The organism is Streptacidiphilus sp. MAP12-16 (genome assembly GCF_041262165.1).
In the GTDB taxonomy this organism is placed as follows: Bacteria; Actinomycetota; Actinomycetes; order Streptomycetales; family Streptomycetaceae; genus Streptacidiphilus.
The window spans coordinates 1-23,935 of sequence record NZ_JBGCBY010000007.1 but is presented as its reverse complement, the minus strand read 5'-3'; the positions used below and the strand labels follow the sequence as shown (position 1 = coordinate 23,935).

At 70.6% G+C, this 23,935-nt stretch carries 23 protein-coding genes; 14 read left to right on the top strand and 9 right to left on the bottom strand.

Annotated elements, in window-relative coordinates:
• The first annotated feature begins 47 nt into the window (after positions 1-47).
• The gene (locus ABIA33_RS10850) at positions 48-671 is read left to right on the top strand and encodes a hypothetical protein (protein WP_370079860.1); all 624 of its coding nucleotides are present in this window, start codon (positions 48-50) and stop codon (positions 669-671) included.
• Between the two features lie 138 nt (positions 672-809).
• Here the strand turns inward: ABIA33_RS10850 and ABIA33_RS10845 are convergent, their stop codons facing one another.
• Positions 810-1,685 (bottom strand): universal stress protein, encoded by an 876-nt coding sequence (locus ABIA33_RS10845; protein WP_370079858.1) that lies wholly within the window; start codon positions 1,683-1,685, stop codon positions 810-812.
• A 424-nt stretch (positions 1,686-2,109) separates the two neighbouring features.
• On the opposite strand from ABIA33_RS10845, the gene ABIA33_RS10840 reads away from it, so the two are divergent.
• From ABIA33_RS10840 to ABIA33_RS10825, 4 genes are all read left to right on the top strand, one after another.
• Positions 2,110-2,883 (top strand): PspA/IM30 family protein, encoded by a 774-nt coding sequence (locus ABIA33_RS10840; RefSeq protein ID WP_370079856.1) that lies wholly within the window; start codon positions 2,110-2,112, stop codon positions 2,881-2,883.
• Positions 2,880-3,164 (top strand): hypothetical protein, encoded by a 285-nt coding sequence (locus tag ABIA33_RS10835; RefSeq protein ID WP_370079854.1) that lies wholly within the window; start codon positions 2,880-2,882, stop codon positions 3,162-3,164. The genes ABIA33_RS10840 and ABIA33_RS10835 overlap by 4 nt, the downstream gene beginning before the upstream one ends.
• A 5-nt stretch (positions 3,165-3,169) precedes the next feature.
• A complete protein-coding gene (htpX, locus tag ABIA33_RS10830) occupies positions 3,170-4,075 on the top strand; it encodes a zinc metalloprotease HtpX (RefSeq protein WP_370079852.1) in 906 nt (301 codons plus the stop codon).
• Between the two features lie 212 nt (positions 4,076-4,287).
• Entirely contained in the window at positions 4,288-6,000 is a 1,713-nt protein-coding gene (locus ABIA33_RS10825) for a GAF domain-containing protein (protein ID WP_370079850.1), read from the top strand.
• Positions 6,001-6,078: 78 nt separating this feature from the next.
• On the opposite strand, the gene ABIA33_RS10820 is transcribed toward ABIA33_RS10825, so the two are convergent.
• Entirely contained in the window at positions 6,079-6,771 is a 693-nt protein-coding gene (locus tag ABIA33_RS10820; protein WP_370079848.1) for a CBS domain-containing protein, read from the bottom strand.
• Positions 6,772-7,330: 559 nt separating this feature from the next.
• Between ABIA33_RS10820 and ABIA33_RS10815 the strand changes: the two genes are divergently transcribed.
• Positions 7,331-7,945, top strand: a complete 615-nt coding sequence (locus ABIA33_RS10815) for a hypothetical protein (protein ID WP_370079846.1) — start codon at positions 7,331-7,333, stop codon at positions 7,943-7,945.
• A gap of 44 nt (positions 7,946-7,989) precedes the next feature.
• Here the strand turns inward: ABIA33_RS10815 and ABIA33_RS10810 are convergent, their stop codons facing one another.
• Positions 7,990-8,496 carry a hypothetical protein gene (locus ABIA33_RS10810; RefSeq protein WP_370079844.1) on the bottom strand — a complete coding sequence of 169 codons (507 nt, stop codon included), beginning with the start codon at positions 8,494-8,496 and terminating at the stop codon, positions 7,990-7,992.
• A gap of 465 nt (positions 8,497-8,961) precedes the next feature.
• On the opposite strand from ABIA33_RS10810, the gene ABIA33_RS10805 reads away from it, so the two are divergent.
• From ABIA33_RS10805 to ABIA33_RS10785, 5 genes are all read left to right on the top strand, one after another.
• A complete protein-coding gene (locus ABIA33_RS10805) occupies positions 8,962-10,005 on the top strand; it encodes a zinc-dependent alcohol dehydrogenase family protein (protein WP_370079842.1) in 1,044 nt (347 codons plus the stop codon).
• Between the two features lie 129 nt (positions 10,006-10,134).
• The gene (locus ABIA33_RS10800; RefSeq protein WP_370079840.1) at positions 10,135-10,422 is read left to right on the top strand and encodes a hypothetical protein; all 288 of its coding nucleotides are present in this window, start codon (positions 10,135-10,137) and stop codon (positions 10,420-10,422) included.
• Positions 10,423-10,750: 328 nt separating this feature from the next.
• Complete coding sequence (locus tag ABIA33_RS10795; protein WP_370079838.1) at positions 10,751-12,985, top strand: ATP-binding protein; 2,235 nt, start codon at positions 10,751-10,753, stop codon at positions 12,983-12,985.
• Positions 12,982-14,337 carry a hypothetical protein gene (locus tag ABIA33_RS10790; RefSeq protein WP_370079836.1) on the top strand — a complete coding sequence of 452 codons (1,356 nt, stop codon included), beginning with the start codon at positions 12,982-12,984 and terminating at the stop codon, positions 14,335-14,337. The genes ABIA33_RS10795 and ABIA33_RS10790 overlap by 4 nt, the downstream gene beginning before the upstream one ends.
• Entirely contained in the window at positions 14,334-15,002 is a 669-nt protein-coding gene (locus tag ABIA33_RS10785; RefSeq protein WP_370079834.1) for a LuxR C-terminal-related transcriptional regulator, read from the top strand. The genes ABIA33_RS10790 and ABIA33_RS10785 overlap by 4 nt, the downstream gene beginning before the upstream one ends.
• Positions 15,003-15,101: 99 nt before the next feature.
• Here the strand turns inward: ABIA33_RS10785 and ABIA33_RS10780 are convergent, their stop codons facing one another.
• Together ABIA33_RS10780 and ABIA33_RS10775 are read right to left on the bottom strand one after the other, a co-directional pair.
• On the bottom strand, positions 15,102-16,880 hold the full coding sequence (locus tag ABIA33_RS10780; RefSeq protein WP_370079832.1) for a CHRD domain-containing protein: 1,779 nt from the start codon (positions 16,878-16,880) through the stop codon (positions 15,102-15,104).
• Between the two features lie 240 nt (positions 16,881-17,120).
• Positions 17,121-17,648 (bottom strand): NUDIX hydrolase family protein, encoded by a 528-nt coding sequence (locus tag ABIA33_RS10775; RefSeq protein WP_370080393.1) that lies wholly within the window; start codon positions 17,646-17,648, stop codon positions 17,121-17,123.
• A gap of 231 nt (positions 17,649-17,879) precedes the next feature.
• Here ABIA33_RS10775 and ABIA33_RS10770 point away from each other — a divergent pair, with 231 nt between their 5' ends.
• Both ABIA33_RS10770 and ABIA33_RS10765 read left to right on the top strand, forming a co-directional pair.
• The gene (locus ABIA33_RS10770; protein WP_370079830.1) at positions 17,880-19,112 is read left to right on the top strand and encodes a hypothetical protein; all 1,233 of its coding nucleotides are present in this window, start codon (positions 17,880-17,882) and stop codon (positions 19,110-19,112) included.
• Positions 19,113-19,175: 63 nt separating this feature from the next.
• The gene (locus tag ABIA33_RS10765; RefSeq protein ID WP_370079828.1) at positions 19,176-19,715 is read left to right on the top strand and encodes an NUDIX domain-containing protein; all 540 of its coding nucleotides are present in this window, start codon (positions 19,176-19,178) and stop codon (positions 19,713-19,715) included.
• On the opposite strand, the gene ABIA33_RS10760 is transcribed toward ABIA33_RS10765, so the two are convergent.
• From ABIA33_RS10760 to ABIA33_RS10745, 4 genes are all read right to left on the bottom strand, one after another.
• On the bottom strand, positions 19,709-20,650 hold the full coding sequence (locus ABIA33_RS10760) for a hypothetical protein (RefSeq protein ID WP_370079826.1): 942 nt from the start codon (positions 20,648-20,650) through the stop codon (positions 19,709-19,711). The genes ABIA33_RS10765 and ABIA33_RS10760 overlap by 7 nt on opposite strands.
• Complete coding sequence (locus tag ABIA33_RS10755; protein WP_370079824.1) at positions 20,647-21,321, bottom strand: cytochrome b N-terminal domain-containing protein; 675 nt, start codon at positions 21,319-21,321, stop codon at positions 20,647-20,649. Before ABIA33_RS10755 ends, ABIA33_RS10760 begins: the two co-directional genes overlap by 4 nt.
• Positions 21,314-21,505 (bottom strand): hypothetical protein, encoded by a 192-nt coding sequence (locus ABIA33_RS10750; protein ID WP_370079822.1) that lies wholly within the window; start codon positions 21,503-21,505, stop codon positions 21,314-21,316. Before ABIA33_RS10750 ends, ABIA33_RS10755 begins: the two co-directional genes overlap by 8 nt.
• Before the next feature lie 133 nt (positions 21,506-21,638).
• Positions 21,639-22,412 (bottom strand): CBS domain-containing protein, encoded by a 774-nt coding sequence (locus ABIA33_RS10745; RefSeq protein WP_370079820.1) that lies wholly within the window; start codon positions 22,410-22,412, stop codon positions 21,639-21,641.
• Positions 22,413-22,727: 315 nt separating this feature from the next.
• Here ABIA33_RS10745 and ABIA33_RS10740 point away from each other — a divergent pair, with 315 nt between their 5' ends.
• Positions 22,728-23,720, top strand: coding sequence for a nitroreductase family protein (locus ABIA33_RS10740; protein WP_370079818.1), 993 nt, complete (start codon positions 22,728-22,730; stop codon positions 23,718-23,720).
• Positions 23,721-23,935: the final 215 nt, after the last annotated feature.

The window sequence follows — 23,935 nt, the reverse complement described above, 5'->3', positions numbered from 1 at the left end:
CTGCACCGCTCGCTTCGCCACCGACCCCAGACCCCGAGGAGACCGCGATGAACAGCCGGTCCATTGCCGTAAGAGGCATCGCCGCAGTAGCCGCACTCGCCGCCGCCGGCTACCCACTGCTCTGGCGCAGGCAGTGCCTGACGTGGGGCGCGAGCCGCGAGGAAGCCTGTCGCGAGATGCCCGGCGACGAGTTCCTGCCCAGCGCACCGCTGGTGTCGACACGCGCGATCGGGGTGGACGCACCACCCTCGGCGATCTGGCCCTGGCTGGTGCAGATGGGCCCCGGCCGCGGCGGCGCCTACACCTACGACTGGGTCGAGAACCTCTTCGGCCTGGGTATGCACAGCGCGACCACGATCCTGCCCGAGTTCCAGGACGCGAAAGTCGGCGATGTCACTCCCTTGGGCGCCCACGGTCCGCGCATGCGGGTCGAGGTCCTTGAGCCCGACCGCGCGCTGGTGCTGCGCTCCGAGGACGGCTCGTGGGTCTGGGCGTTCGGCCTCTACCCGCAGAACGGCGGCACCAGGCTCGTCAGCCGCAACCGCATCGCGACCCCTGACCCCTCCGTGGCGTCCAGGATCCTCTCCTGTTACCTCATGGAACCCGGAAGTCTCATCATGGAGCGCAAGATGCTTCTCGGCATCAAGGAGCGCGCCGAGTCCCTGGTGTGACCGTCGTGTGTCCGGGCCCGCGCGGTGGGACGGCGGTGGGGAGCGTTGTCCACAGGTCGGGCGGGAAGGGCCAGGACCAGCCGAGGCGGCCGCCGCACCGGAGCAGTCCCGGTCCGCAGGCGACCGCCGGACGATTCGCTACCGGGCTTGTCCCGCGGGCACGACCAGCAACGGGCAGTGCGTTCGGTGCACCAGACCGCGGCTGGTCGAGCCGAGCACCATGCCGCGAAAGCCGCCGAGCCCGCGCGAGGCGACCACCAGGCAGCGCGCCCTGCGCGAGGCAGTGGCGAGCATCAGGGCCGGGTGACCGGTCAGCACCTCCCACTGCACGTCCGTGTCGGGATACTTCTCCGACCAGCCCGCGAGCGCCTGCGACACATCGAGACGGGCCTCCTCCAGGAAGTCGGGCAGCCCTGCCTCACGCGGTCGGCGGACCTCGACCGCGAGCAGCCCCACGTCGCCGCGGACTGCTTCCTCGAAGGCCATCTCGACGGCGCGCTCCGAGGCGGCGGATCCGTCCACGCCCACCACCACCGGCCCATCGGTCACGTACTCCGCAGCCTGCTGCGGTACCAGGGCGATGGGGCATGGGGTGTGACCGACAAGGGAGAGGCCCTTGCCACCGGCCGCGAAGAGGATGTCGCTCTCGGTCAACCGCCGTACACCGAGTACCAGTTGGGACGCGTGCTCCGCCGCCTCGCGCAGCACGCGGACGGTTCGTCCCTCAGCGAGTTTTGTGGTGACGACCAGCCCGGGGTGACGCTCCACGGCACGAGCGCGGGCCTCCTCGAGCAGCCGCTCGCCCGTTGCGCGGAAGTGCGTGGACCACAGGTGAGCCGGGTGGTCGGGTTCGGTCCGCGGCGACGTGCCAGTGGGCCACTCCTGAGCGTGTATCAGCAGGAGCGTCAGTCCACGCCAGGCGGCTTCGTCCGCGGCCCAGAGCAGCGCGCTGTCGCTCGCCTCGGAGCGCGATACGCCAACACTCACGGGCCCACGACTCTGGGTGCTGTTCATGTGACGGTCCCTCTCCTGTGGGTCTCGCGACGGTCCGTCGCCCTTCCAGCATCAGCCCGACGGGTTGTGGGCGGATAGGGCCGGTCGGCCCTGGTGCGACCAGCCAGAAAGATCCAGACGGCGGCGATCCCGGTCGCAGCAGCCGGCAACCATGCGCTGCCCTCGGCCGACGAGTGCACCTCTCCCTCGCCCGGCTCCAAGGGCCGCGGCGGTACTCCCGCAGCGGCGGGCTACGGCGACTCCCACGGCGCAGTCACCGCCTGCGGGGATCGCGGGCAACCGCGGCGCACAGTCGCCGGTGGTCCCTGCGGCGAGGGCCGGTCGGCCCTGCCCAGGTCGGGGGAAGACAACCATGCTGAATGGTGTGGCACCCGATACAGCTGAGCGTCGGAATCCACGCCGGCGAAGGAGACGTGAAAGAGGCATGAGCATCACCCGCCGCATCGCGGCACTGTTCACGGCCAAGGCCAACAAGGCGCTGGACAACGCCGAGGACCCCCGAGAACTGCTGGACTACTCCTACACCAAGCAGCTGGAGCTGGTGCAGCAGGTCCGCCGCGGGTTGGCCGACGTGGCCACCAGCCGCAAACGCGTCGAACTACAGCTGACCGGACTCCAGCAGTCTGCAGGCAAGCTGCAGCAGCAGGCACAGCAGGCGCTGGCGATCGGACGCGAAGACCTGGCCCGCGAGGCACTGGCCCGCCGTACCGCAGTGCTCGCCCAGAGCACCGACCTGGAAGCACAGGAGTCCTCACTGCAGGCCGAGGAGGCGAAGCTGACGCTCGCCTCACAGCGGCTGCAGGCGAAGGTCGACGCCTTCCGCACCCGCAAGGAGTCGATCAAGGCCACCTACACCGCCGCCGAGGCCGAAGCGCATATCAACGAGGCGGTCTCCGGCATCTCCGAGGAGATGGGCGATGTGGGCGTCGCCATGCAGCGCGCCCAGGACAAGACCGCGCAGCTCCAGGCCCGCGCCGGCGCCCTCGACGAGCTGATGGCCTCCGGGGCCCTGCAGGACGCCACCCTGCCCGTGGCCCACGACGACCTGCAGACCCAGCTCGACGCCATCACCTCCGGCGGCGACGTGGACGCCGAACTCGCCCGGATGCGAGCCGAGCTGGCGCAGGCCCCCACCCCGCCGGCCCTTGCCGAACACCCCTCCGCCGACCCGGCGGCGCAGAAGGAGGCGACCTCGTGATCGCACGAATCCTCGGCGAAGCCCAGTACGAGATCCCGGACCAGCACGTGAAGGAGCTCGACGAGCTGGATGCGGACCTTCAGGAGGCCGTCGAGTCCGGCAGCCAGGCGGCGTTCGCCACCGCACTGCCGGCATTGCTGGCCGCCGTGCGCCGCCTGGGCGCGCGGCTACCCGACACCACCCTTCAACCCTCGGAACTGGTTCTTCCCGACCAGGACATGTCCCTTGCCCAGGTGACAGCGCTACTCTCGGAGAACGTCCCAATCCCGGCGTGGAGGTGAGTGCCATGGGCTCCCGCTTCGCTCCCGACCGGCAGCTGGCGCTTCGGATGCTGACCGTTGTGTTTCTGCTCGGGCTGCTGTACGTGGCCTTCCTCGCCGCGCTGATCGTGCTGCTGAAGTCCGTGGTCCTGGTCGTGGTCATCGCCGCCGGACTGCTGGCCGCCCAGTACTGGTACTCGGATCGGATCGCCCTGTTCGCCATGCGTGCGCACGAGGTGACACCCGAGCAGCAGCCGCACCTCCACGGTGCCGTCGACCGGCTGTGCACCCTCGCGGACATGCCCAAACCACGAATCGCCCTGGCCGAGACCGACCTGCCCAACGCCTTCGCGACCGGACGCAACGCCGACCACGCCGTGCTGTGTGTCACCACCGGCCTGCTGCGCCGTCTCGAGAACGAGGAACTGGAAGGCGTCCTGGCCCATGAGCTTTCCCATGTGGCCCACCGCGACGTCGCGGTCATCACCATCGCCTCCTTCCTCGGCGTCGTCGCCGGGCTCGTCGCCCGCTTCGCCCTCTACTCCGGGCTCGGACGCGGCCGGAGTACCAGCCCTCACATTCTTCTTGTCTTCGCTGCGATCACGACGGTCTCCGCCAGCGTGTACACGCTCAGCTTTGTGCTCATCCGCACCCTGTCCCGCTACCGGGAACTGGCCGCCGACCGCTCCGCGGCCCAACTCACCGGCCGACCTTCCGCCCTGGCCTCCGCCCTGGTCAAGGTCAGCGGAGAGATCGCCCGCATCCCCACCAAGGACCTGCGCACGGCACAGACCTTCAACGCCTTCTTCTTTGTCCCGGCTGTGGGCAAGGAGCGGGGTCTGGCTGACCTCTTCTCCACCCATCCCACCCTGCAGCACCGTCTGGACGCCCTCGCTCGCGTCTCCGTGCAACTGGGAGAACCCCCTGCCTGACCCGGTGCGCGACTGCCTGACCCGGCGCCCGACGACGGGCAGTCCGCGTTGTTCGGGGTGGGCCGGTCGCGGCGGGGTAGGGAGCACGTGACCCGTAGCGGCGGACTTCTGGTGCCTGAGCGGCAGCGGCGACCTGCGGTACAGGTTCCCCTACCGTGCTGTTGATCTCCGTGTCGGCGGAGACGGCCGGCGGTAGTCCCACGGAGGCTCATGTGACCGGCGAGGTACAGGACGATCGCACCGAACCGAGGCTGGACCAGTTGCTGGACGAACTCCAGGCGCGGCTGGACCTGGCCCGGGATGCCCGGGACAGGGTGCGCAGTCTGCTCGAGGCGGTGCTCGCGGTCGGCCGGGATCTGGAGCTGGGCCAGGTCCTGCGGCACATCGTGGAGTCCGCTGTGGTGCTGGTGGACGCCCGTTACGGGGCACTGGGCGTGGTCAGCGAGAGCCAGAGGTTGTCCCAGTTCATCACCGTGGGCATCGACGACGCCGATGTGGCGGCGATCGGCCCGCTGCCGCAGGGCCACGGCATCCTGGGCGAGCTGATCCGCCACCCGGACCCGCTGCGGCTGCCGGAGCTGGCCGCGCATCCCGCCTCCTACGGCTTTCCGCGGAACCACCCGCCGATGCAGTCCTTCCTCGGGGTACCCATCCGCGTGCGCGGCGAGGTCTTCGGCAACCTGTATCTCACCGAGAAGCAAGGCGCCGGCGAGTTCGACGCCGAGGACGAGTCGGTACTGTCCACCCTCGCAGTGGCCGCCGGGGTCGCGATCGACAACGCACGCCTGTACCGCGAGGCGCGCCAGCGCGAGCGCTGGCTGACCGCGAGCGCGGAGATCATCAACGGCCTACTCTCCGGAAGCCCGGAGGCCGAGGTGCTGCATCTGCTGGTCGACCGGGCCCGGGAGGTCGCCGATGCGGATCTTGCCGTGATCGCACTGCCGCTCGGCGCGGCCGGGGAGCTGGTGGTGGAGCTGGCCGTAGGCGAGGGCGCCGACGCGCACCACGGTCTGGTACTGCCCGCAGAGGGCTCGTTCGTCGGTGCCGCGTTGCGCTCCGGGCAGCCGATCATCAGCCCGGACGTCAACAAGGACCCGAGGATCACCGCAGGGCCGCTGCGCTGGGAAGGCATCGGTCCGGCCGTCGCCGTGCGGATGGGCACGGACAAGGGAGGAGTGCGCGGAGTTCTCATGCTTGCCCGGATCGTGGGAGGCGCCGAGTTCACCCCGGAGGACTCCGTTCCGCTGCTGGGCTTCGCCGGGCAGGCCGCACTGGGTCTGGAGCTGTCGGAGCGGCGTAGGGACGCCGAGCAGATCACCTTGTTGGAGGACCGCGACCGGATCGCCCGCGACCTGCACGACCTGGCGATCCAGCGGCTGTTCGCCACCGGGATGACCCTGCAGAGCGCCGAGCGCTTCATCGAGCACCCGGAGGCCGTCGAGCGCGTCCAGCGCGCCGTGGACGACCTCGACGCCACCGTGAAGATCATCAGATCCACCATCTTCGGCCTCCGGGCCCGGGACGCCGGGCCCAGCGGCCACGGCCTGCGAGCACGCGTGGTCGACACGGTCGAGCGAGCCGTGCCCGTCCTCGGCTTCACCCCGGGACTTCGCATGGAGGGCTTGCTGGACACCGAAGTACCCCCCGAACCCCGCGAAAGCCTGCTCGCCGTTCTGAGCGAGGCATTGAGCAACACCGCCCGCCACGCGCGGGCAACCGCCGTCGAGGTCACCGTTTCGGCCTCCCGCACCAATGTCACGCTCAGCGTGGTCGACGACGGGGTGGGCATCCCGGACGGCGTTCCGCGCAGCGGCCTGGCGAACCTGGCGGAGCGCGCGAAGCAATGCGGTGGGACGTTCGCCGTCACGCCCGGGCTTTCGGGCGGCACCCGGCTGGTCTGGCAGGTTCCGCTGAAACGAATCTGAGGGCACCACCAGCACTCCCGGGCGCGTCCCCGCCACCAGCAAGGGCGCGTATCCTGCGCGACGGACCACTTCGGGGGGCTACAGGATGCCGTGCACCGTTTCCGGCTCGACGTCGGCCCTGCGGTCGTCGAAGGAGTAGCTGAGGTTGTCGTGGACGGCTACGACGCCGTCGACGGTGCGGCACAGCCGCAGCACGATCGGGACCGTGCTCCGCCGTTCCACCTTGCCACGCAGGGTCACCACCCCTTCCACCACCTCGACCCGAACGGCGTCAGGGGCGAGGAACAGGGTGCGCTCCAGCACGTCATGCACGATCTCCTCGCGGATCGCGGTGTCGTGGCGCAGGAACACCCGCAGGAGGTCGCTGCGGCTGACGACGCCGACCAGCACGCCGGAATCGTCGACCACCGGCAGCCGCTTGACGTGCTGGCGGTCCATGACGCGGGCGGCCTCGACCACGCTCCAGTCCGGGCGGGCGGTGAACACCATGGTGCTCATCAGACCCTCGGCGGTCTCCGCCTCGGCGCGGGCACGGTCCCTGGGAGGCAGCCGCGGGATGGGGTCGCGGCCCCCGGGCTCCGGTTGTACGGACTCCTTACGCAGCAGGTCTGCCTCGGAGACGATCCCGATCGGGCGGTGTTGCCCGTCGACCACGGGGACAGCGGTCACGTCGTGGCCGGCCAGCAGTTCGGCAACGGTCTTGAACGGGGTGTCACGGCGAACGGTGACGACCTCGTGTGTCATCACGTCCTGAACGGTGCGGTGCTGCATGGTCTCTCACTCCTCGATGCGCGGCACGGTCGCCGCGGTAGCGGTCACATCTCGTACGTGACCCCACATGCGCTGCGCCGTGGGCCGACAAATCGCTACGCGCCGGTACCAGACCCTCGCCTTGACGTGCGCCTCCGCGGCGGGCGGACCGGTGCACAGGTTCACTTTCCGCCCGGCTGCCCGCCGGGAACAGGGCCCATCGGGCCCAGAAACGGGGACCGTCAGTCCCCGTGGCTACGCCGCATGGCGGGTACGACTCCAGTCGCGGGCCGGGCGGCACACAACCCGAGGCCCTTCACGCCGTACTCGGCGGATGACTCGCCCGGGAGCAGGGCCGATCGGCCACGTCCCGAGTCCCTGGTGGCCCAGGACAGGGTCACCGGTCGGCGAGACAGTGAATCGGGTCATCGCCGCACGGATCGGTGCCCCTGCACCCGAGAGCCTCCCGTCTGTCCTGGCCAGGCCGGCAGGTCCACGTCTTCCAACGGAAGCCGCCCGCGCATCGACTCCCCGACGACCTACCTGAAGTCTCCCACCACGGCCCAGAAGGCGAACTCCCATGGCAGCGCCAGAAGCCGCACCGACCCCGCCCTTTCCCACACAGCGACGTTCCCGCCTCGGCGCGGCACGCGCCCGGCACCGCAGTCCGCTGCGGCGACGGAACGACACTCTGCGCACCTGGCTCCGCACCTCGATGGTGCTGGGCCTGCTCACCGCCGCATCCCTGTCCGCCCTCATCGGTCTGCTCTCCTATCAGACTCACCGCGCCACCGCGGTGCGGCACGAAGGCCAGTTGCACAAGGTCCAGGCCCTGGCCCTCACGGACGCCACCCGGTCCCAGGGCAACGCTACCGCCGCCCGGATCCGGTACACCGACCTGGTAGGAGCGGTTCATGAGGCCCGCCTCACCGTTCCCGCAACTACGGCCCAGGGTGATCGCTTCCCCCTGTGGCTGAACGACCGCAATCAAGCGAGCACCCCGCCCGACTCCCTCGCCGACTCGGCGAGCGCCGCCGTCTGTCTGGGCGTCCTCACCCTGATCGGCACGGCCATCGTCATCGTGGCCGCCCAGACCCTCGCTCGCGCCCGCCTGGAACGCACCAACCTGCGGCACTGGGAACGTGAATGGCTCCAGATCGAACCCGCATGGTCGCACCGCAACCAGTCCCCGTAGGCGCACAAGGCGCAGCCCTGCCTGGTGGGCGTCCTGTCGTGCTCTCAGACGCCGGACGACCCCGGGGAAGGCAGATACGCGACGGAAGAAGGCAGGGGGATTGGACCAGCCCTGGCGCCCGTCCTGCGGTCGCACGGCGCGAACAGCACCCACAGCCCCGAGCGCAGCCTGGCCGCGACGGCGTACTCCGGGAGCCCCAGCACCTCGGACGCCTTCGCGCAGGTGCGGTCACCCAGGAGATCCAGTGCAATCTCGACACGGTCGAGCGGCGAAGCGCCGCGCGGGCACCGGTCCCTGGAGACGGCACGGGCGGGGTTGGCATCCCGTCGCGTCCTGCGGGGTGCGGGCAGGTCCTGCGGCTCCGCGAGCAGCTCGGCCAGGGCCGCGGCGATGACCCTCGGTTCGTCAGCCATGAGCGCGGCCAGGGCGTGCATGGTCGTCAGATGACGGTCGCACCAGGCGATGATCGAGCTCCGTCCCGTGAGGAGTCCTTCCTCCCGAGAATCGCCGGACGAGGTGGCGGCAGGCGGCCCGCCGGCCACGATCACCATGTCTGGTGCGACTCCGGGGGCTGGGGCGTATCGCCCCTCGGAACGTGCGGTGCCGGAGGACGGAGGGACTGCGGCCCGTATCGTTTCCTTCATCGTCGATCCCCAGATGCGGTTGCGTCCGGCAGAATGCCGGGCTGTGGCCACGTCGGGGTCCAGGACGCTGGAACACCAGACTAATCCCACCCACGGGCTCGGACCAGAGTCCGTCCCCCGCGCCCACCTTCCGCACGGGGCTTCTGCGATCCGGAACTGGCAGCACTGTCCTGGGACCTGAGCGTCGCCGGGGAACCGGGGCGTCCAGGTGTCATACGTCGTTGCTGACCTGCTCGTTCACAGGGGCAAAGGCCGAAGGTCCCCCGTCCGTCACCGATTGCCGGGCCTACCGGCCCTGTGTGCAGCCCTGTCCGGAGCGCCAGGCTGGGGTGGACCCGTCACTACCGTGACGGCCAGGAAGGCGGATCAGACATGAAGGCACTGACCTATCACGGTCCCGGAAAGCGACGTTGGAGCGACGTACCCGACCCGGTCGTCCTCGACCCCGAGGACGCAGTGGTTCGCGTGGACGCGGTGACCATCTGCGGCACCGACCTGCACATCCTCAAGGGTGATCTCCCTGATGTGACCGAGGGCCGCGTCCTGGGTCACGAGGCCGTCGGCACCGTCGTCGCCACCGGTCCCGCAGTGCGGACCGTGACGGTGGGAGACCGCGTACTCGTCTCCTGCATCTCCGCCTGCGGACGCTGCGCCTACTGCCGCACGGGCACCTACGGCCAGTGCACCGGCGGCGGGGGCTGGATCCTGGGCCACCTCGTCGACGGCACCCAGGCCGAGTTCGTCCGCACCCCCTTCGCCGACAACTCCCTGTACAAGCTCCCCGCAGGCGTCAGCGACGAGACGGCCCTGCTGCTCGCCGACATCCTCCCCACCTCCTACGAGGTCGGGGTCCGCAACGGCCAGGTCGGCCCCGGGGACACTGTGGTGGTCGTCGGCGCGGGACCGATCGGCCTGGCCGCCATCATCACCGCGAGGCTCTACAGCCCTGGAAGGATCATCGCGATCGACCTGTCTTCCAGTCGCCTGGACGCCGCCAAGCAGGCCGGCGCCGATGTGACGCTCACCGCTTCGGAAGCCACAGACGAGGTCGTGCGCGCGATCAGCCCCGACGGACTGGGTGCGCATGTCGCCATCGAGGCCGTCGGCGTCCCCGACTCCTTCGAACTCTGCACCCGCGTGGTGCGCCCCGGCGGGCGGGTCGCCAACGTCGGCGTCCACGGCAAGTCCGCCACCTTGCATCTCGAGGACCTGTGGATCAGGAACGTCACCATCACCACCGGCCTCGTCGACACCAGCAGCACACCCCTGCTGCTCGACCTGCTCGCCTCCGGCCGACTGGACGTCTCCGGCCTGGTCACCCACCGGTTCGCCCTCGACGAGATGCAGGATGCCTATGACCTCTTCAGCGACGCCGGACAGAACGGTGCGCTGAAAGTCGCTCTCTTCCGGACCTGATCCACGCTCGACGACGAGCGCGCCCTTCCGTGAAACGGGATGCCTCGGGCATGACCTGTACAGAGCCCTGCAGGCGTGGGATCTTGACGAATCGCATCCGCGCCACGAAGGGAAAGCAGCATGTCAGACTTGTCCGATCTCACCCCACAGGCCCCCGGCAAGCCGGACAGATGGGCTGCGTTCCGTGGGCTGCCGAAGTGGCAGGTCGTGCTTGTTGTTGTCCCGTTGACACTGATCGCATTCGGCGGCCTGATAGGCGGCGCCTTCGGCGGGCTGGGCATGGCGACCAACCTGAAGCTGGCTCGCACGAATCTTGCCACCGCGCCGAAGGCGCTGGCGATGATGGGTGTCGTGCTGGCGGCGTTGGCCATCTACCTTGTGGTTGCGGCACTGTTGACGACTGCGATCAAGTCGTAGGCGAGCAGGTCTGAAGGCGAACACCAGGTCCGTCAGCGGCGATGAGCAGAAGGGATAAATCTCAAGCCAGAGGGAAACCTCTCATTGCCTTGACTGCGTCTTCCTGACAGACAGGAAGGCGCGCGGCCGTGTGGGGCGGCCCCGGCATGACGCCGTCGGTGATCGCCTTGCTGTCGCCAGTGTCGCCGTCACTTGCGACGCCGGTCGCCTGCGGTGCCGAAGGGGGAGCACGTTGACGTGTCCAGAGGGCGCGGGTGCTCTCACCACTTCGCACGTTCCTTGGTGTTCCTCCACCGCCCGACACCGACTCTCCCGAGCGTCGCTACGGGTGGCCGTCGTCGGCTACGTCGGCGGCCTGCTGCTGTGGCTGGGTCTGGGCCTGCTCCCGTACCTGGCCGTGGCGGTGCCTGCCGTACACAGTCTGCTCGGGAGCATCGCCGCAGGCCACGGTGTGCTGGCGGGAGACGCCGAGCGAGTCCTGAGCGCGGACATGATGGGTCTGGCGGGCGGCCCCGATGTCGTGCTCCAGTATCTGTTCAGCCTGGTCAACCTGGTGATGGGCATGCTGCTGCTGTTACGGCGCTTCGACGACCGCGTAGCCAGGCTCATGGCGTTGGCCCTCCTCGGCACCGCCGCCACGTTCAACGGACCGAGCCACGCCGCCTTCCATGTGATCAGCCCGGGACCGCTGGTGACGGTGATTCACTTCACCTTCCACATCGTCAGCGGCGTCGCCTACCTCTGGGCGGTCGTACTGTTCCCGGACGGAGAACTGCCGCTGCGGGTGCGCTCCGGTGCCCTCCGCAGGGCTGGGATCGCGGCCGTCACCGCCGCGATCACGGTCGTCTGCTGGCGCAGCAGCTTCATCGCACACCCCCCGTTCTTCGTCGTCTTCTTCGGTGTCTTCATCGCCCTCTCCGGCCTGGCCGCCCAGACCGTCCGGCTGCGCCGACCGGCCACACCCGAGCAGTACCAGCAGGCCCGCCTGCTGCGCTCCGCGCTGCTGCCCGCCCTGCTCGCCGCCGGCGCCTGGCTGCTGGTACGCGCCGTTGCCGTCGTCAACGACCTCGTCGGCGGCCACGGCTCGGCAACCGCGCTCGGCTGGGATCAGGGACTCGAGGGCTGGTTCCCCGCAGCGTTCGTGATCGTCCCGGCGGTGCTCTTCGCCGGGATCCTGCGCTACCGGCTCTGGGAACTCGACGTCGTGCTGAACCGCACCCTGGTGTACGGCTCGCTGACGGCGCTGGTCAGCAGTGCGTACGTGGCCGGGGTAGTCCTGGCCGGGCGGACCGTCACCGGAGGGCCGGTCGGAGTGGTGCTGGTCATGGCCGCCGTGGGCCTCGCCGTCGCTCCGCTCCGCACGGGGCTGCAGGCCCTCGCCAACCGTGTCGTCTTCGGCCAGTCCCTGAGCCCGACCGAGGCGATGAGCCGGCTCGCCGCAGGTCTTACCCACCTCGCCCCCGCCGAGGAGCTTCGCGAACTGACCCGGGTCGTCGTCGAAGCCACCCGCGCGATCACCTCGGCCCGGGTCTGGCTGCTGGTCGACGACCGTCTCCTCTCAGTCGCGCAGTGGCCCGACGACGGGGAGGCCGCCGAGCAGCGGCTCCTGGCGACTGGTCAGAGCCGGGAGCAGGGCGCGCTGGCAGCCGTCGAGTCGGCAGCCGGGCATCGGGCCACTCCCCTGCGCCACCAAGGCCGGCTGCTCGGTCTGCTCGACACCGCCGAGCGCAGGGACGTCCCCCTCGGACCGGAGGAGCAGCGGCTGCTCGACGATCTCGCCGGACACGCGGGACTGCTGGTGCACAACGCCCAGCTGACCGCCGAGCTGGCACGCCATGTGGACCGACTCGCCGAACAGGCGGCAGAGCTGCGCCGGTCCCGGCGCAACGTGGTCACCGCCCGGGACGCCGAGCGTCGACAGCTGGAGCGCGACCTGCACGACGGGGCTCAGCAGGACCTGGTCGCTGTGATCATCGCCCTGCGCGCGCTGCGAACCGCCTCCGCTGGCCCGGCCGACCGCGGCGAACTCGTGCGGCAGGTCGACGAGTTGCATGCCCTGGTCCGGTCGACCGGACAGGCTCTGGGCGAGCTGTGCGGGAGCGGCCTGCCGCACGCCCTGCTGGACGGCGGACTGGTCAAGGCCCTGGATGCGGCGGCGACGTCGGCCCGCCGCACCGGCCTGGACGTGACCGTCACCGTCGACTCCCCGGCCTGGGTACCACTCACCCTGGAGACCGCCGTCTACTTCTGCTGCGCCGAGGCACTGCAGAACGCGACCAAGCACGCCCGCGCGACCCGCATCTCGCTCAGCGTCAACACCAGCGCCAGCGACTCCGGGGCCTGGCAGGCCCTTGAGTTCGCGGTGATCGACGACGGAGTCGGCTTCGATCCGCAGGCAGCCATGCACAGCAGCGGGCTGGCCAATATGCAGCACCGGCTGTCCGCGTTCGACGGGGCATTGACCGTGGTCACCCGACCGGGTGCGGGCACCTGCGTGCGTGGCCGGGTGCCGCTCACCCCGTCCGTCCCAGGGCAGGCCGTATCCAGGGAGGTCCTGCGGTGACCCGGCCCGCCTGCCTGCGCGCGGTGGTCGTGGGCGGAGCGCTGGCCGCCGGCGCCCTTGCCGTCGACGCCTTCGCTGTCCTGGTCTGGCGGGTCGCCGCGGGCAGGAACGCCGTGCCACCGCTGTGGGTGCTGCTGCTCGCCACCGTCGCCGTCGCCACCGTGCTCCCTCGGGTCCAGCGACGGGCCGGGCGGTTTGCGAACCGCCTGGTCTACGGCGAACGCGCGGACGGCTACTCGGTGATGAACGAGTTCGTCCGGCGGCTGGCCGACACCATGTCCGTCGACGACGTGATGCCCCGACTCGCCGAGACGGCGGCCCGGCAGGCGCACGGCACCCGCGGCGAGGTGCGGCTGTGGTTGGCCGACGGTCGCGAACAGCGCCAGGTCTGGCCTCCCGACGCCGCCGCCGGAGCCGCCGCCGGAGCCGCTGAGGTGTCCGTGGCCGTACGGCACGGCGGCGCCCCGGTCGGCGAACTCGCCGTCGCGGATGCCGATTCCGGTCTGGGCAGGCCGGGTCTCGACGGGCTGGCGGGACCGGCGGGTCTGGCGCTGTCGACGGTACGGCTGACCGTCGACCTCCGCAGGCGCCTCGCCGAGGTAGCCGAGCAGAGCGCCCAACTCGCGGCGTCGCAGCAGCGCATCCTCGACGCGCGGAGCAGCCAACGGCGTCAGGTGCGCGCCGAGGTCGAAGAGTCCATCAGCCCGCATCTGGCAGCGGCAGCGAAGGCGCTCGCCGCCGTCTCCGTGTCACGACACGGTGCCGGGGAACAGCTGGCGAGCGCTGACGAGGCCGCCCGCGCCGCACTGGAGAACCTGCGACGGCTGTCCCATGGCGTCTTCCCGGCACTGCTCGGCCAGGTCGGTCCGGGCGCGGCCCTGCGGGCCTGGACCGACCAGGAGCAGTTGGCCGTCCGGCTGCGGGACGAGGAGCCGGACGGCGGGATCCTGGACGGGGCCCGCTGCGCTCCCTCCATTGAGGCCTGCCTCTACTTCTGCTGCGTCACCGCCCTCGCCGGATTGCGCGCGACGGCCGCGACCGCGGAGTCGCTGGCCTTCACGCTCACCGGGCACGAGGTCGGATTCGAGCTGACCTGGTCCGGCTACGGCGCAGGCGGCGCGCTGCCGCAGGGCGCGGCGCTCGACCTCCGGGACCGGCTGGAGGCCCTGGACGGCAGTCTCAGCCTGCCGGTGGGCGAGGCACGGGCGACCGGTCGGCTGCCGCTGCGGCGGGACGCGCCGGAGGGAGCGGATGCCGTGGAACCGAAGGCCGGGGGAACAGTGACCGAGCGAACAGTGACCGAGCGAACAGTGACCGAGGGACCAGGGATCGAGGGAACAGGGACAGCATGACCATCCGCGTCGTCCTCGCCGAGGACCACTATCTCCTGCGTGCAGGCATCGTCCAGCTGCTGCGAACCGAGCCGGACCTGGAGCTGGTCGAGGTCTGCTCGGACCTGCCGGAGCTGCTCGCTGCCTGCGACCGGCACCGGCCCGACGCCGTGCTCACCGACATCCGGATGCCCCCCAGCCAGAACGACGAGGGCATCCGAGCCGCCGAGTACTGCCGCAGGCACCTGCCCGCCACCGGAGTCGTCCTGCTCAGCCAGTACGTCGAGCCGGCCTATGTGCGCCTGCTGCTGTCCCAGGGCGGGGAGGGCCGGGGCTATCTGCTGAAGGAGCGGGTCGGCGAGATCGACCAGCTCGCCGATGCACTGCGCAGCGTGGCGACGGGCGGTTCCGCGATCGACCCCAAGGTGGTGGAGGCGCTGGTCCGACGTCGCAGCGGGGTCGGCGGCGGCGACCTGTCCGTGCTCACCGCCCGCGAGCGCGAGGTGCTGGCGGTGATGGCTCAGGGGCGTACCAACGCCGGGGTCGCGTCCGCACTCGTGCTGAGCCAGAAGGCCGTGGAGAAACACATCAACTCCATCTTCTCCAAGCTCGGGCTGACGGGCACCCAGGACGGGCATCCCCGGGTGCGCGCGGTGCTGCGCTACCTCGCCGAGGACAGCGCCTGAGTGTTCGCGGGCATTGCGAAAGCCCCGGCCAGGAACGGCCGGGGCCCCGCTCAGGGGAACGGACTGCGCCGGGACTGGGCAGCCGTCCCCGCAGGTGGCTCAGATGTTGGCGCAGAGCAGCGGGCGGAAGCCCGGCGCGGGGCTGCCGTTCGCCAGGATGGTGTTGCTGTCGCCCTGGTGGACGTTGAGGTACCAGCCGCCGACCGGGGGCGCCGCCGTGACGCCGGTGATGGTCCTGGTCTGGTCGACGATGTTCCCCTGGGCATCCGCCTGAAGGTCCGTCAGCATGTACTTCACCCCGCCCTGCACCTGGCAGCTGCCCAGGTGGATGTGGGCCGCGTGGGCGCCGGGGGTCAGGCCGGTGGCGTTGACGGTGACCTTCAGGGTCCGCGCCGCGGCGTCGTAGGCGATCGCCGCCCGGCCGCTGAGCCTGCCGGCGTCGGCGCCGTTCGGGGCGACGTCCACCGCGGAGAGGGTGAACTCGTCTCCTCCGGGGCGGGAGGGCAGTTCGGCGGTACGCGCGATCGGTTCGGCGGCCATCGGATCGCCGTTGGCGCCCCCGCCGACGGTGCCGAGGTGGACGAGAAGGCGGCTGCCGCTCGGCAGGCTGCCGGTGAAGGAGGCGGCGGTGAGGGTGGCGTCGGCCTGGCCGGTGGCGTCGGCGCTCAGCACGCCGAAGCCGACGACGGTGGCCGTCCCGTGGCCGGGTACCTCGATGTCGATCTGGTGCGGAGAGCCGGGGGTCAGCCCGTACAGGTGCAGCTGGGCCCGCAACTGCCCCTGGGAGTCGTGGCTGAAGGCCACGCTGCCGGCGGGCATGGGATGCAGGGTGAGGTGCCGGACCGAGGTGGTGCGCTGCGGGGTGGCGAGCATGCCGTCCGTGTTTCCGGCCGCGTCCGTGTAGAACCCGACCAGGGCACCGGCGTCGTTGACGCCGTTGACCGTGGTCGCACCGACACCGTTGGGGTCGTCGACCGTGCCGAAGCCGTGCCCGGAGGTCCAGGTGAAGCCGTGCGTCTTGGCTGCGTTGCCGCTGCCGACCTGGTAGACGCCCACCACCTCGTCGCTGTCGTTGACGCCCAGCGCCTGCGTCATCGACGCGCCGGGGAAGGCCAGGGTGGTCAGCCGCCCGTGCCGCAGCAGGTAGCCGTCGACGGTCCCGCCCGCGCCGGTGAAGAAGCCGGCGATGTCGGCGTGGTTGTTGATCGCGGCGGCCGTGACGCTGGTCGCTCCGGTGACAGCGACCTGGTGGAAGCTGTGATCTTCGATGTCGTACGTGTAGCCGTGGTTGTTGCCTGCGGCGTCGGTGTAGAAGCCGACGGCCGTGCCGTCGTTGTTCACGCCCAGGAGCTGGTTGACCGGCGGCGCGGCATTGTCCGCTGTCGGGAAGGCCACGTTGTGGAAGCGCCCGCCGACGGCGTAGAAACCGGTGTTGTCGTTCGTCTGGTTCGCGTTGTTCATGGCCGACCAGAAGCCGACCGTCACGCCGTGGTCGTTGAGGCCGGTGACCTGGGTCTGCACCGAGCCGGTGACGTTCTCGCCGCGGAAGGTCCGGCCGTCGCGCTGCAGTTGGTACCCCTGGTTGGGGTGGCCCTGCGCGCCGGAGCCGAAGTATCCGGCGATCACGCCGCGGGCGTTGATGCCCAGCAGCTGGTTGAACGTGGTGTCGGCCGGGTCGTTCAGGGTGCTGAACGCGTATCCGGTGGGCTGGGTGAAGTCCGTGGCCTCGGCCGACTGGGCCTGCTGGGCCTGCTGGGCCACGGCGCTCCTCGCGGCGGTCCTGGCCGTCGGGTGGCCGTGACCGGCGACCGCGTTGGCACCCGCCCCCGCGCCTACGACTGCCAGCACGGTCATCGCACCAACAAGTGTCTTCTTCATGACTGGAGTTGTCCCCCTGCTTCGCCCGTCGTCTCCTCCGGCATTTCTGGAGGAGTCCCCCGACGGGATCGGCCTGCGCCGACGTACCCAGTCTCGGAGATCCGGCACCGCAGCGACGAGGACGCCTGCACCCCTGTCCGGACAGGGGTGCAGGCACCCCCACGGGACCCCGATTCACCGACTCAGCCAGAGCCCGACACCGACACCGACCGTGGTCCGGCGGCCCGCCGGTCGCGACTCTTAGGACAGACAGCCGACGTGTGCGAGGGCCTGCTTGAGGAGCGCTCCCTGCCCGCCGGGCATTTCCTGCTGGACCAGGGGCGACGAGGCCTCCTGCGGGGTGAACCAGACCAGGTCGAGAGCATCCTGCCGGGGCTGGCAGTCACCGGTGACCGGAACGACGTAAGCGAGGGACACGGCGTGCTGGCGGGGGTCGTGGTACGGCGTGATCCCGTGTGTCGGGAAGTACTCGGCGACGGTGAAGGGTTGCAGCGAAGTCGGGATCCGGGGCAGGGCCACCGGGCCTAGGTCCTTCTCCAGGTGGCGCAGGAGGGCGTCGCGGATCCGCTCGTGGTGCAGTACCCGTCCGGAGACGAGGGTGCGGCTGACCGTCCCGTCCGGCCCGATGCGTAGCAGGAGTCCGACATGGGTGACTTCCCCGCTGTCGTCGACCCGCACGGGTACGGCTTCGACATAGAGGATCGGCATCCGTGCGCGTGCCAGCCCCAGCTCGTCGGGAGTGAGCCATCCGGGCGAGGTTTCGGTCATGTCAGACATTGGGTGATCGTACTGTCTAAACGTTCCGGTTCGCGCGAGCCGCTCGGCCACCGCCGGCAGTGGAGACACCAACCGACGACGCGACTTCCGCAAGGACGAGAGCCACCTGAGAGACCCCTAAGAGGACGCATACCCGAGTCATATACAAAGGGCGCAACCTGGCCGTCCGGCCTCGGCGTCCCCGTAAATGCGGACGAATGCAGGCGTAGTGAAAGGGAGAACATGGTGCAGCGCAGTCTCCGCCCGGAGCTTGGAGCCGGCTCGTGGCACCGCTGGGTACTCGCGGGGTGGGCGTTCCTGTGGTTCCTGGTGGACGTGCCCGGGGGCGGATACTCGTGGCACTACTTCGCCCACGGCAGCGCCCTGCTCTTCAGCGGCTCCGGAGCGTCACCACCCGGCGGAATGCACCTGTACGCGAACTACCCCGGGCTGCAGATCGGCCCGGTGGCCTTCGCCTGTGCCCAGGTACTGCGAGCCATCGGAACCGGCAGCGGGCTCTTCGCCGGCCAGGTGTTCATGATGGCTGTCGGCCTGCTGGTCCTGCACATCCTGGAGCGGTCCGCGCTCCTCGCGAGGCCGAGCCTGCTGCGCCGTCCCGCGTCGCTGAGGTTCACCACCATCACCGCTGGCGGCACGTTCCTGATCCTGTGGGCCTCGCTGTCCGTGCACTACGGCCACCTCGACGACGTGCTGGCCCTGCTCTTCGCCGCACTGGCGGTCCGCGCCCTGGTGGCGGACACTCCCGCGCTCGCGGGACTGTGCCTCGGCCTGGCGGTGGACTCCAAGCCGTGGGCGCTCGTGTTCCTGCCGCTGGTGCTGGCCGTGGCCCGCTCCCGGCGACGCCATGCGCTGATCTATGCGGTCGCCACGATAGCTCTCGCCTGGCTGCCCTTCGTGATCGCGGACCCGGGCACCCTCAGCGCTGCTCAGTACGCCATCGTCAATGACCCCTCCTCCGCGCTGCGGGCGCTCGGGGTGTCCACTGCCGGCACACCGTCCTGGGACCGAATCGCGCAGCTCGCCCTGGGCTGCACGCTGGGGGTGCTCGCGATCCGCAGACACCGCTGGCCGGCAGTGCTGCTGCTGGGGATCGGCGCCCGGCTCGTCCTGGATCCCGGCGTCTACGACTACTACACGGCCGGGATCCTGCTGGGGACACTGTGCTGGGAACTCATAGGGCTGCGCCATCCCGTCCCGGCCTGGTCCCTGGTGTCCTTCACGGCCCTCTACCTGGCACCGAGGATGACCGACAACGCGCCGCTGCTGGGCGACCTTCGCCTGTGGCTGGTGCTGCTGCTGACCGCCGCCGTGCTGCTGATACCGCAGAGCTGGTGCGCGGAGCCGGAGCTGCTCGCGTCCGAACCCGTCCAGCCCCCGGATCCCTCAGTGGCAGACGGATCCGTCCACCGCCTGCCGACACGGCTCAGGGAGATGTCCGTCGGATCGGCGAAGTAGGCACTACCCGGAGACGACTGTGCCGAAGTTGTCGAGAGCGGACGCTGCAGCTACAGTCCGCGCGTGACCAGCCATCAGAAGGACTCCCACTGCTCCTCCTGCGGCGCGGCGTTCCCGCCCGACTCCGACTGGCCGCGCACCTGCGTCGTCTGCGGTGCCACCGCCTACCGCAATCCGCTGCCGGTGGCGATCGCCCTGCTCCCTGTGCGCGAGAGCACCGGCACCGGCCTCCTGGTGATCCGCCGCTCGATCCAGCCGAGACGCGGCCTGATCGCCCTACCCGGCGGGTTCATCGACTACGGCGAGACCTGGCAGCAGGCCGTCGTCCGGGAACTCGCCGAGGAGACCGGCATCACGGCGGCCCCCGGCGAGGTCCGGCTCGCCGACGCCCTCACCGATACCGAGGGCGGCTACCTGCTGCTCTTCGGGTTGCTTCCCGAATACGCCGCCGAGGACCTGCCGCCGTATGTCCCGACCGACGAGACCGACGCCCGCGAGGTCCTCACCACCCCCGCCGAACTGGCCTTCCCCCTGCACACCGAGGCAGCCCGGCGCTGGTTCTCCGGCGAATACTCCGCGGTCTCCAATCCGTCGCGTCAGTGATGGCTGCGGTAGTAGTCACGCCAGATCAGCCGGTGGACGCGGGTCCAGCGCGGGATCGAGCGCACCCCGGGGATGAAGGGAACCAGCACCAGCCCCAGGCTGAGCAGCGCCATCGTGCCCCAGACCAGGGCGTCGGCGTTGTGTGAGCTCTTGAACGGGTCGATCTGGTACCAGAAGGTGTACAGCCACAGCCAGGCCTGGCCCGGGTAGTTGCCGGTCTCGTTCATCATGCCCCACTGGCTGCCGGTGAGGTGCTGGGCGTCGGCCAGGCCGGGCAGGTAGGAGCCGTCGGCCAGGAACAGCAGCGGGTGGGTGTAGTCGGACTGGTAGAAGCCGCCCTCGGCCAGGAGCTGGCCGTCGAGTGAGCCGCTTCGGGCAAGGTCGAGCAGTGCGGTACTGATGGTGGGGACGGGGCCGTAGTCGCCCGGGGCGACCTTGGCCGGGTCGCCGTCGGGTGCCTTGCCCAGGGCGTCGGTGTAGGCACTGGTCCAGGACTGCTGCTTCGCGGCGGGCGCGGCGTTCCAGGTGGACAGGGCAGCGGTGACCGAGGCCGGCTCGGGGGAGCTGGACAGCGGGCGCAGCACGAAGTCCCGAGCGGTGTCGACCGGGATACGGACGCCGGCGGCGTTCTGCAGGCCGAGCGGGCCGAGTTTCTGTCCGGCGCCCGGTGTGTGGTTGTAGGGGGCGCCGTACTGGGCGCTGGTGCTCGTGCCGCCCAGCTCGGTGACCGCGGTGGCGGTGAAGTCGGCCGGGTCGGCCCGGGACCAGGAGGCCACGGTGACCGGGCGGTCGTCGGGCGAGGAGAACACGGCGGCGAGCCCGACGGTCAGCAGCGCCACGACGACCAGGGCGATCGTGACCTCCTTGACCAGGTCGTAGGGCCGGGTGGGGAAGGAGGAGGACTCCGGCGTGGTGTCAGCCGTGCGCCACTTCATGACTGCTCCTCCTCGACTGCCGGCGCGGATGCCTGCGCCTGCGCCTGGGCTTGCGGGGCGGTGGCGTCGATGGGCGGGACGATGCCGCGACGACGGACCAGCAGCAGGTGCCACACCGTCAGCAGGCCCAGTACCAGGGGCAGGACCACGATGTGCCACATCAGCATCTGGCCGAAGTTGAGGACGTTGAAGTACGCGCCGATACCGACGGAGTTCAGGCCGTCCTTGGCCTGGGTGGAGATCCACTGGGAGTCGAAGTTCTGCTGCACCAGGTAGCCGGTGAAGGCGGTGCCGACGGAGGAGAGGAACGCGACCGCGCCGGTGATCCAGGTCATCGCGCGCCGTCCGCGCCAGGCGGCCATGAAGAACTTGCCCCACAGGTGCACCACCATGAAGAACATGAACAGCTCCACACTCCACAGGTGCAGGCTGTTGACGTACTTCCCGGTGGCCGAGACGTGCCACCAGCCGGGCCCCTCCAGGGCGAGCAGCCCGCCGGTGGCAAGCACCACCAGCAGCGAGGCCAGCGTGAGGACGCCGAAGATGTAGATCCACGAGGCCATGTAGGAGGGCTGGGTGTCGGGGAGCAGCTTCTCCGGCGGCAACGCGCGTACCGCGCGGCGTCTGACCGCACCGGTCCAGCCGCCGGCCCGCGCGCCGGTGTCACTCATCTCTGTCGTGTCCCTTCGGGAACGGCAGCAGCAGGGCCGCCACGAAAACCAGCACCATCAGGCCGATGACCACCAGATTGGCCACCGAGAGTTGGATCACTCCCCAGTGCACGTAGGCGCCCGGGTGATTGAGATCGATCGGGGCGGCCAGCAGCCGCCCCGATCCCGCCGCAGTTGCAGCCATGTCCTTGGTTCCTCCGAATCGTCAGTCGAGTCCGCCGAGTGTCGGCGGCGGATGGATCAAGTCTGGTGTCCTTGAGGTCGCCGCCGAGGGTCACCACGCCGTCGGCCGCGGTGGGTACGACGGTTCCCTCGGCTCAGGAGCGAGAGTTCGCTGTGGGCGTGCGGGTGTCGTCCGTGTGCCAGCGCAGGCTGTCGAGCAGGTCGACGACGCCTTCGACCGCGCGCACGCGCTCGGCCAGCGCCTCGGCCTGGCTGCGCAGAGCCGCGGTGGCGTTCAGTACGACGTGGCCGTCCTTGCAGTCCACGATCAGCGTGGACCGGTCGACACCTGCGGTGTGCGCCACGGCGAGGTAGAGGACCTCGGAGCGGATGTCGTCGTCCTCGCGGTGCAGGGCGACGAGCAGATCGCACAGACACACCATGCCGGTCAGGTGCTGCTGTTCGTCGACGACGGGCAGGTGGTGGACGCGGTGCCGCACCGCCACCAGTGCCGCCTCGGCGGCACCGGTCGTCGTGGTGACCGTCAGGGGCGGGCTGGTCATCAGCTCGCGGGCGTTGACCGCGGGAGCGCGTCGGCGCAGGGCGCGGATCTGCCGGGACTCGACCAGCGACGCGTGCGATGGCAGCGCCGACACTGCGAGCTTGGCGAGCAGGTCCGAGGAACAGACCGTGCCCAGCACCCGGCGCTCGGGGTCGACGACGGGCAGCATGTCGTGGTGGTGCTCGCGCAGGGCGGCGACCACCGCGGCGAAGCCGGTCCTGGGGTCGACCGCGATCACCTCACGGGTCATCAGATCGCCCACCAGGGTGCGGCGCGGCAGCCCGCCCGCGGCCGACGGATCGGGCTCCGGGAGCGACACGACGGGTCGGGTCAGGTCCGCGGTGCTGCCGTGCGCTGTAGCGCGCATGGTGTCCTCCTTCTCCGACGGTGGGTACCGGTTTCGGCAGTGCTTACTGTGCTCCCTCGCCGGGCCCGGCGCGTTGGGCCGAAGGTCCCCTCAGTGGCGCTGACCGGACGCACCGGCCAGGCGCACGAAAGGGCAACCGGCCCTACCCCCCGACCCGGATGGCCCTGTTGCCGGTGCGCGACCGTGACGTGGACGCAGGGACGCCCCGCTGTACCCCGCTCGGCTGGTCCCTCGGGACATTCGGCCCATCCCCTTGCGGTGCCGCGCGACTGACGATGTGAGAGGCACTACGCCAATCCTCCGGAGGAGGCCGCGATGAGCACCGACGCAGTCCACCACGTCCTGGACGCTGCTTCCCTGGAGCAGCTGGTCTCGGCCGCGGTGGCAGCACCGTCCATCCACAACACCCAGCCCTGGCGGTACCGGTTGCGCCGCGAGACCGCCACCTTGGAGGTCCGGGCCGCGCCCGAGCGCGCACTGCGCGAGACCGACCCGACCGGGCGTGCCCTGCTGGTCTCCGTCGGCGCCGCCGTGTTCAACCTGAAGGTCGCAGCCCGGCACCTGGGCTGGGAGCCGGCGGTGCGTCTGCTGCCCGACCCGGCCGAGCCCCAACTGCTCGCCGCCGTCAGGCTGGGCGGAACCCCGCCCACCGGATCCGCCTCATGCCCGGACCTCTTCGACGCCATCTGGCGCCGTCACAGCAGCCGGATGCCCTTCAGCCCGCGCCCGGTTTCTGCCCGCATCGTCGCGGAGCTCGTCGAAGCCGCCCACACCGAGGGCACCCTGCTCCGGCCGACCGGCCCAGCCGAGACCCGCCGGGTGCTGCTCCTGACCGCGGAGGCCGAACACCGCAACGCCGCTGCCCCGCTGCGTCGTGAGGAGAGCCGCGCATGGATCCGCCGTCCCGAGGACGGCCCCTACGGGATCCCTTCCACGGCCCTCGGCCCCCAGGACGCCTTCGAGCGGATCCCGGTCCGCGACTTCACGGGTGCACGGTCCGCCGGCGACCTGCCCTCGGCCCCTTTCGAGGCGCACCCGCTCATCCTGGTCCTGGCCACCGCCCACGACCGCCGAACCGACTGGCTGCGCACCGGTCAGGCCCTGCAGCACGTCCTGCTGCTGGCGACCGCCCATCACCTGCGCAGTTCGCTGCTCCACCAGGTCCTGGAGTGGCCCGACCTGCGCTCGGCCGCAGGCGACCCGCGCCACGGGCAGAGCCACCTGCAGATGGTCATCCGGCTCGGCTACGGCCCCGAAGGGCCGGCCAGCCCCCGCCAGCGGGCCGCGGCGGCCATGGAGGGTGCGTGACGCGCGACCGGGGCACCGTTTCGTCCTCGGCCGCCGCAATCAGGCGGGCCGCACGGCCCTGAACGCAGGACCGTACGGCCCCTGCGTTCACCACCCGGGCGTGGGGGGGGGGGGGGGGGGGGGGGGGGGGGGCCCGCGGGGGGGGGGCGCGCCCCCCCCCCCACCAGGAGCGCAAGAAAAAAATGAGGGGGAAGGCCACGCGCCAGCGGAAAAAC

Excerpts from the sequence above, each read along its gene's own strand:
- ABIA33_RS10850 (WP_370079860.1), top strand. The coding sequence starts at position 48 with ATGAACAGCCGGTCCATTGCCGTAAGAGGCATCGCCGCAGTAGCCGCA.
- ABIA33_RS10845 (WP_370079858.1), bottom strand. The coding sequence starts at position 1,685 with ATGAACAGCACCCAGAGTCGTGGGCCCGTGAGTGTTGGCGTATCGCGC.
- ABIA33_RS10840 (WP_370079856.1), top strand. The coding sequence starts at position 2,110 with ATGAGCATCACCCGCCGCATCGCGGCACTGTTCACGGCCAAGGCCAAC.
- htpX (WP_370079852.1), top strand. The coding sequence starts at position 3,170 with ATGGGCTCCCGCTTCGCTCCCGACCGGCAGCTGGCGCTTCGGATGCTG.
- ABIA33_RS10820 (WP_370079848.1), bottom strand. The coding sequence starts at position 6,771 with ATGCAGCACCGCACCGTTCAGGACGTGATGACACACGAGGTCGTCACC.
- ABIA33_RS10815 (WP_370079846.1), top strand. The coding sequence starts at position 7,331 with ATGGCAGCGCCAGAAGCCGCACCGACCCCGCCCTTTCCCACACAGCGA.
- ABIA33_RS10810 (WP_370079844.1), bottom strand. The coding sequence starts at position 8,496 with ATGGTGATCGTGGCCGGCGGGCCGCCTGCCGCCACCTCGTCCGGCGAT.
- ABIA33_RS10805 (WP_370079842.1), top strand. The coding sequence starts at position 8,962 with ATGAAGGCACTGACCTATCACGGTCCCGGAAAGCGACGTTGGAGCGAC.
- ABIA33_RS10785 (WP_370079834.1), top strand. The coding sequence starts at position 14,334 with ATGACCATCCGCGTCGTCCTCGCCGAGGACCACTATCTCCTGCGTGCA.
- ABIA33_RS10780 (WP_370079832.1), bottom strand. The coding sequence starts at position 16,880 with ATGAAGAAGACACTTGTTGGTGCGATGACCGTGCTGGCAGTCGTAGGC.
- ABIA33_RS10775 (WP_370080393.1), bottom strand. The coding sequence starts at position 17,648 with ATGACCGAAACCTCGCCCGGATGGCTCACTCCCGACGAGCTGGGGCTG.
- ABIA33_RS10770 (WP_370079830.1), top strand. The coding sequence starts at position 17,880 with ATGGTGCAGCGCAGTCTCCGCCCGGAGCTTGGAGCCGGCTCGTGGCAC.
- ABIA33_RS10760 (WP_370079826.1), bottom strand. The coding sequence starts at position 20,650 with ATGAAGTGGCGCACGGCTGACACCACGCCGGAGTCCTCCTCCTTCCCC.
- ABIA33_RS10755 (WP_370079824.1), bottom strand. The coding sequence starts at position 21,321 with ATGAGTGACACCGGCGCGCGGGCCGGCGGCTGGACCGGTGCGGTCAGA.
- ABIA33_RS10750 (WP_370079822.1), bottom strand. The coding sequence starts at position 21,505 with ATGGCTGCAACTGCGGCGGGATCGGGGCGGCTGCTGGCCGCCCCGATC.
- ABIA33_RS10745 (WP_370079820.1), bottom strand. The coding sequence starts at position 22,412 with ATGCGCGCTACAGCGCACGGCAGCACCGCGGACCTGACCCGACCCGTC.
- ABIA33_RS10740 (WP_370079818.1), top strand. The coding sequence starts at position 22,728 with ATGAGCACCGACGCAGTCCACCACGTCCTGGACGCTGCTTCCCTGGAG.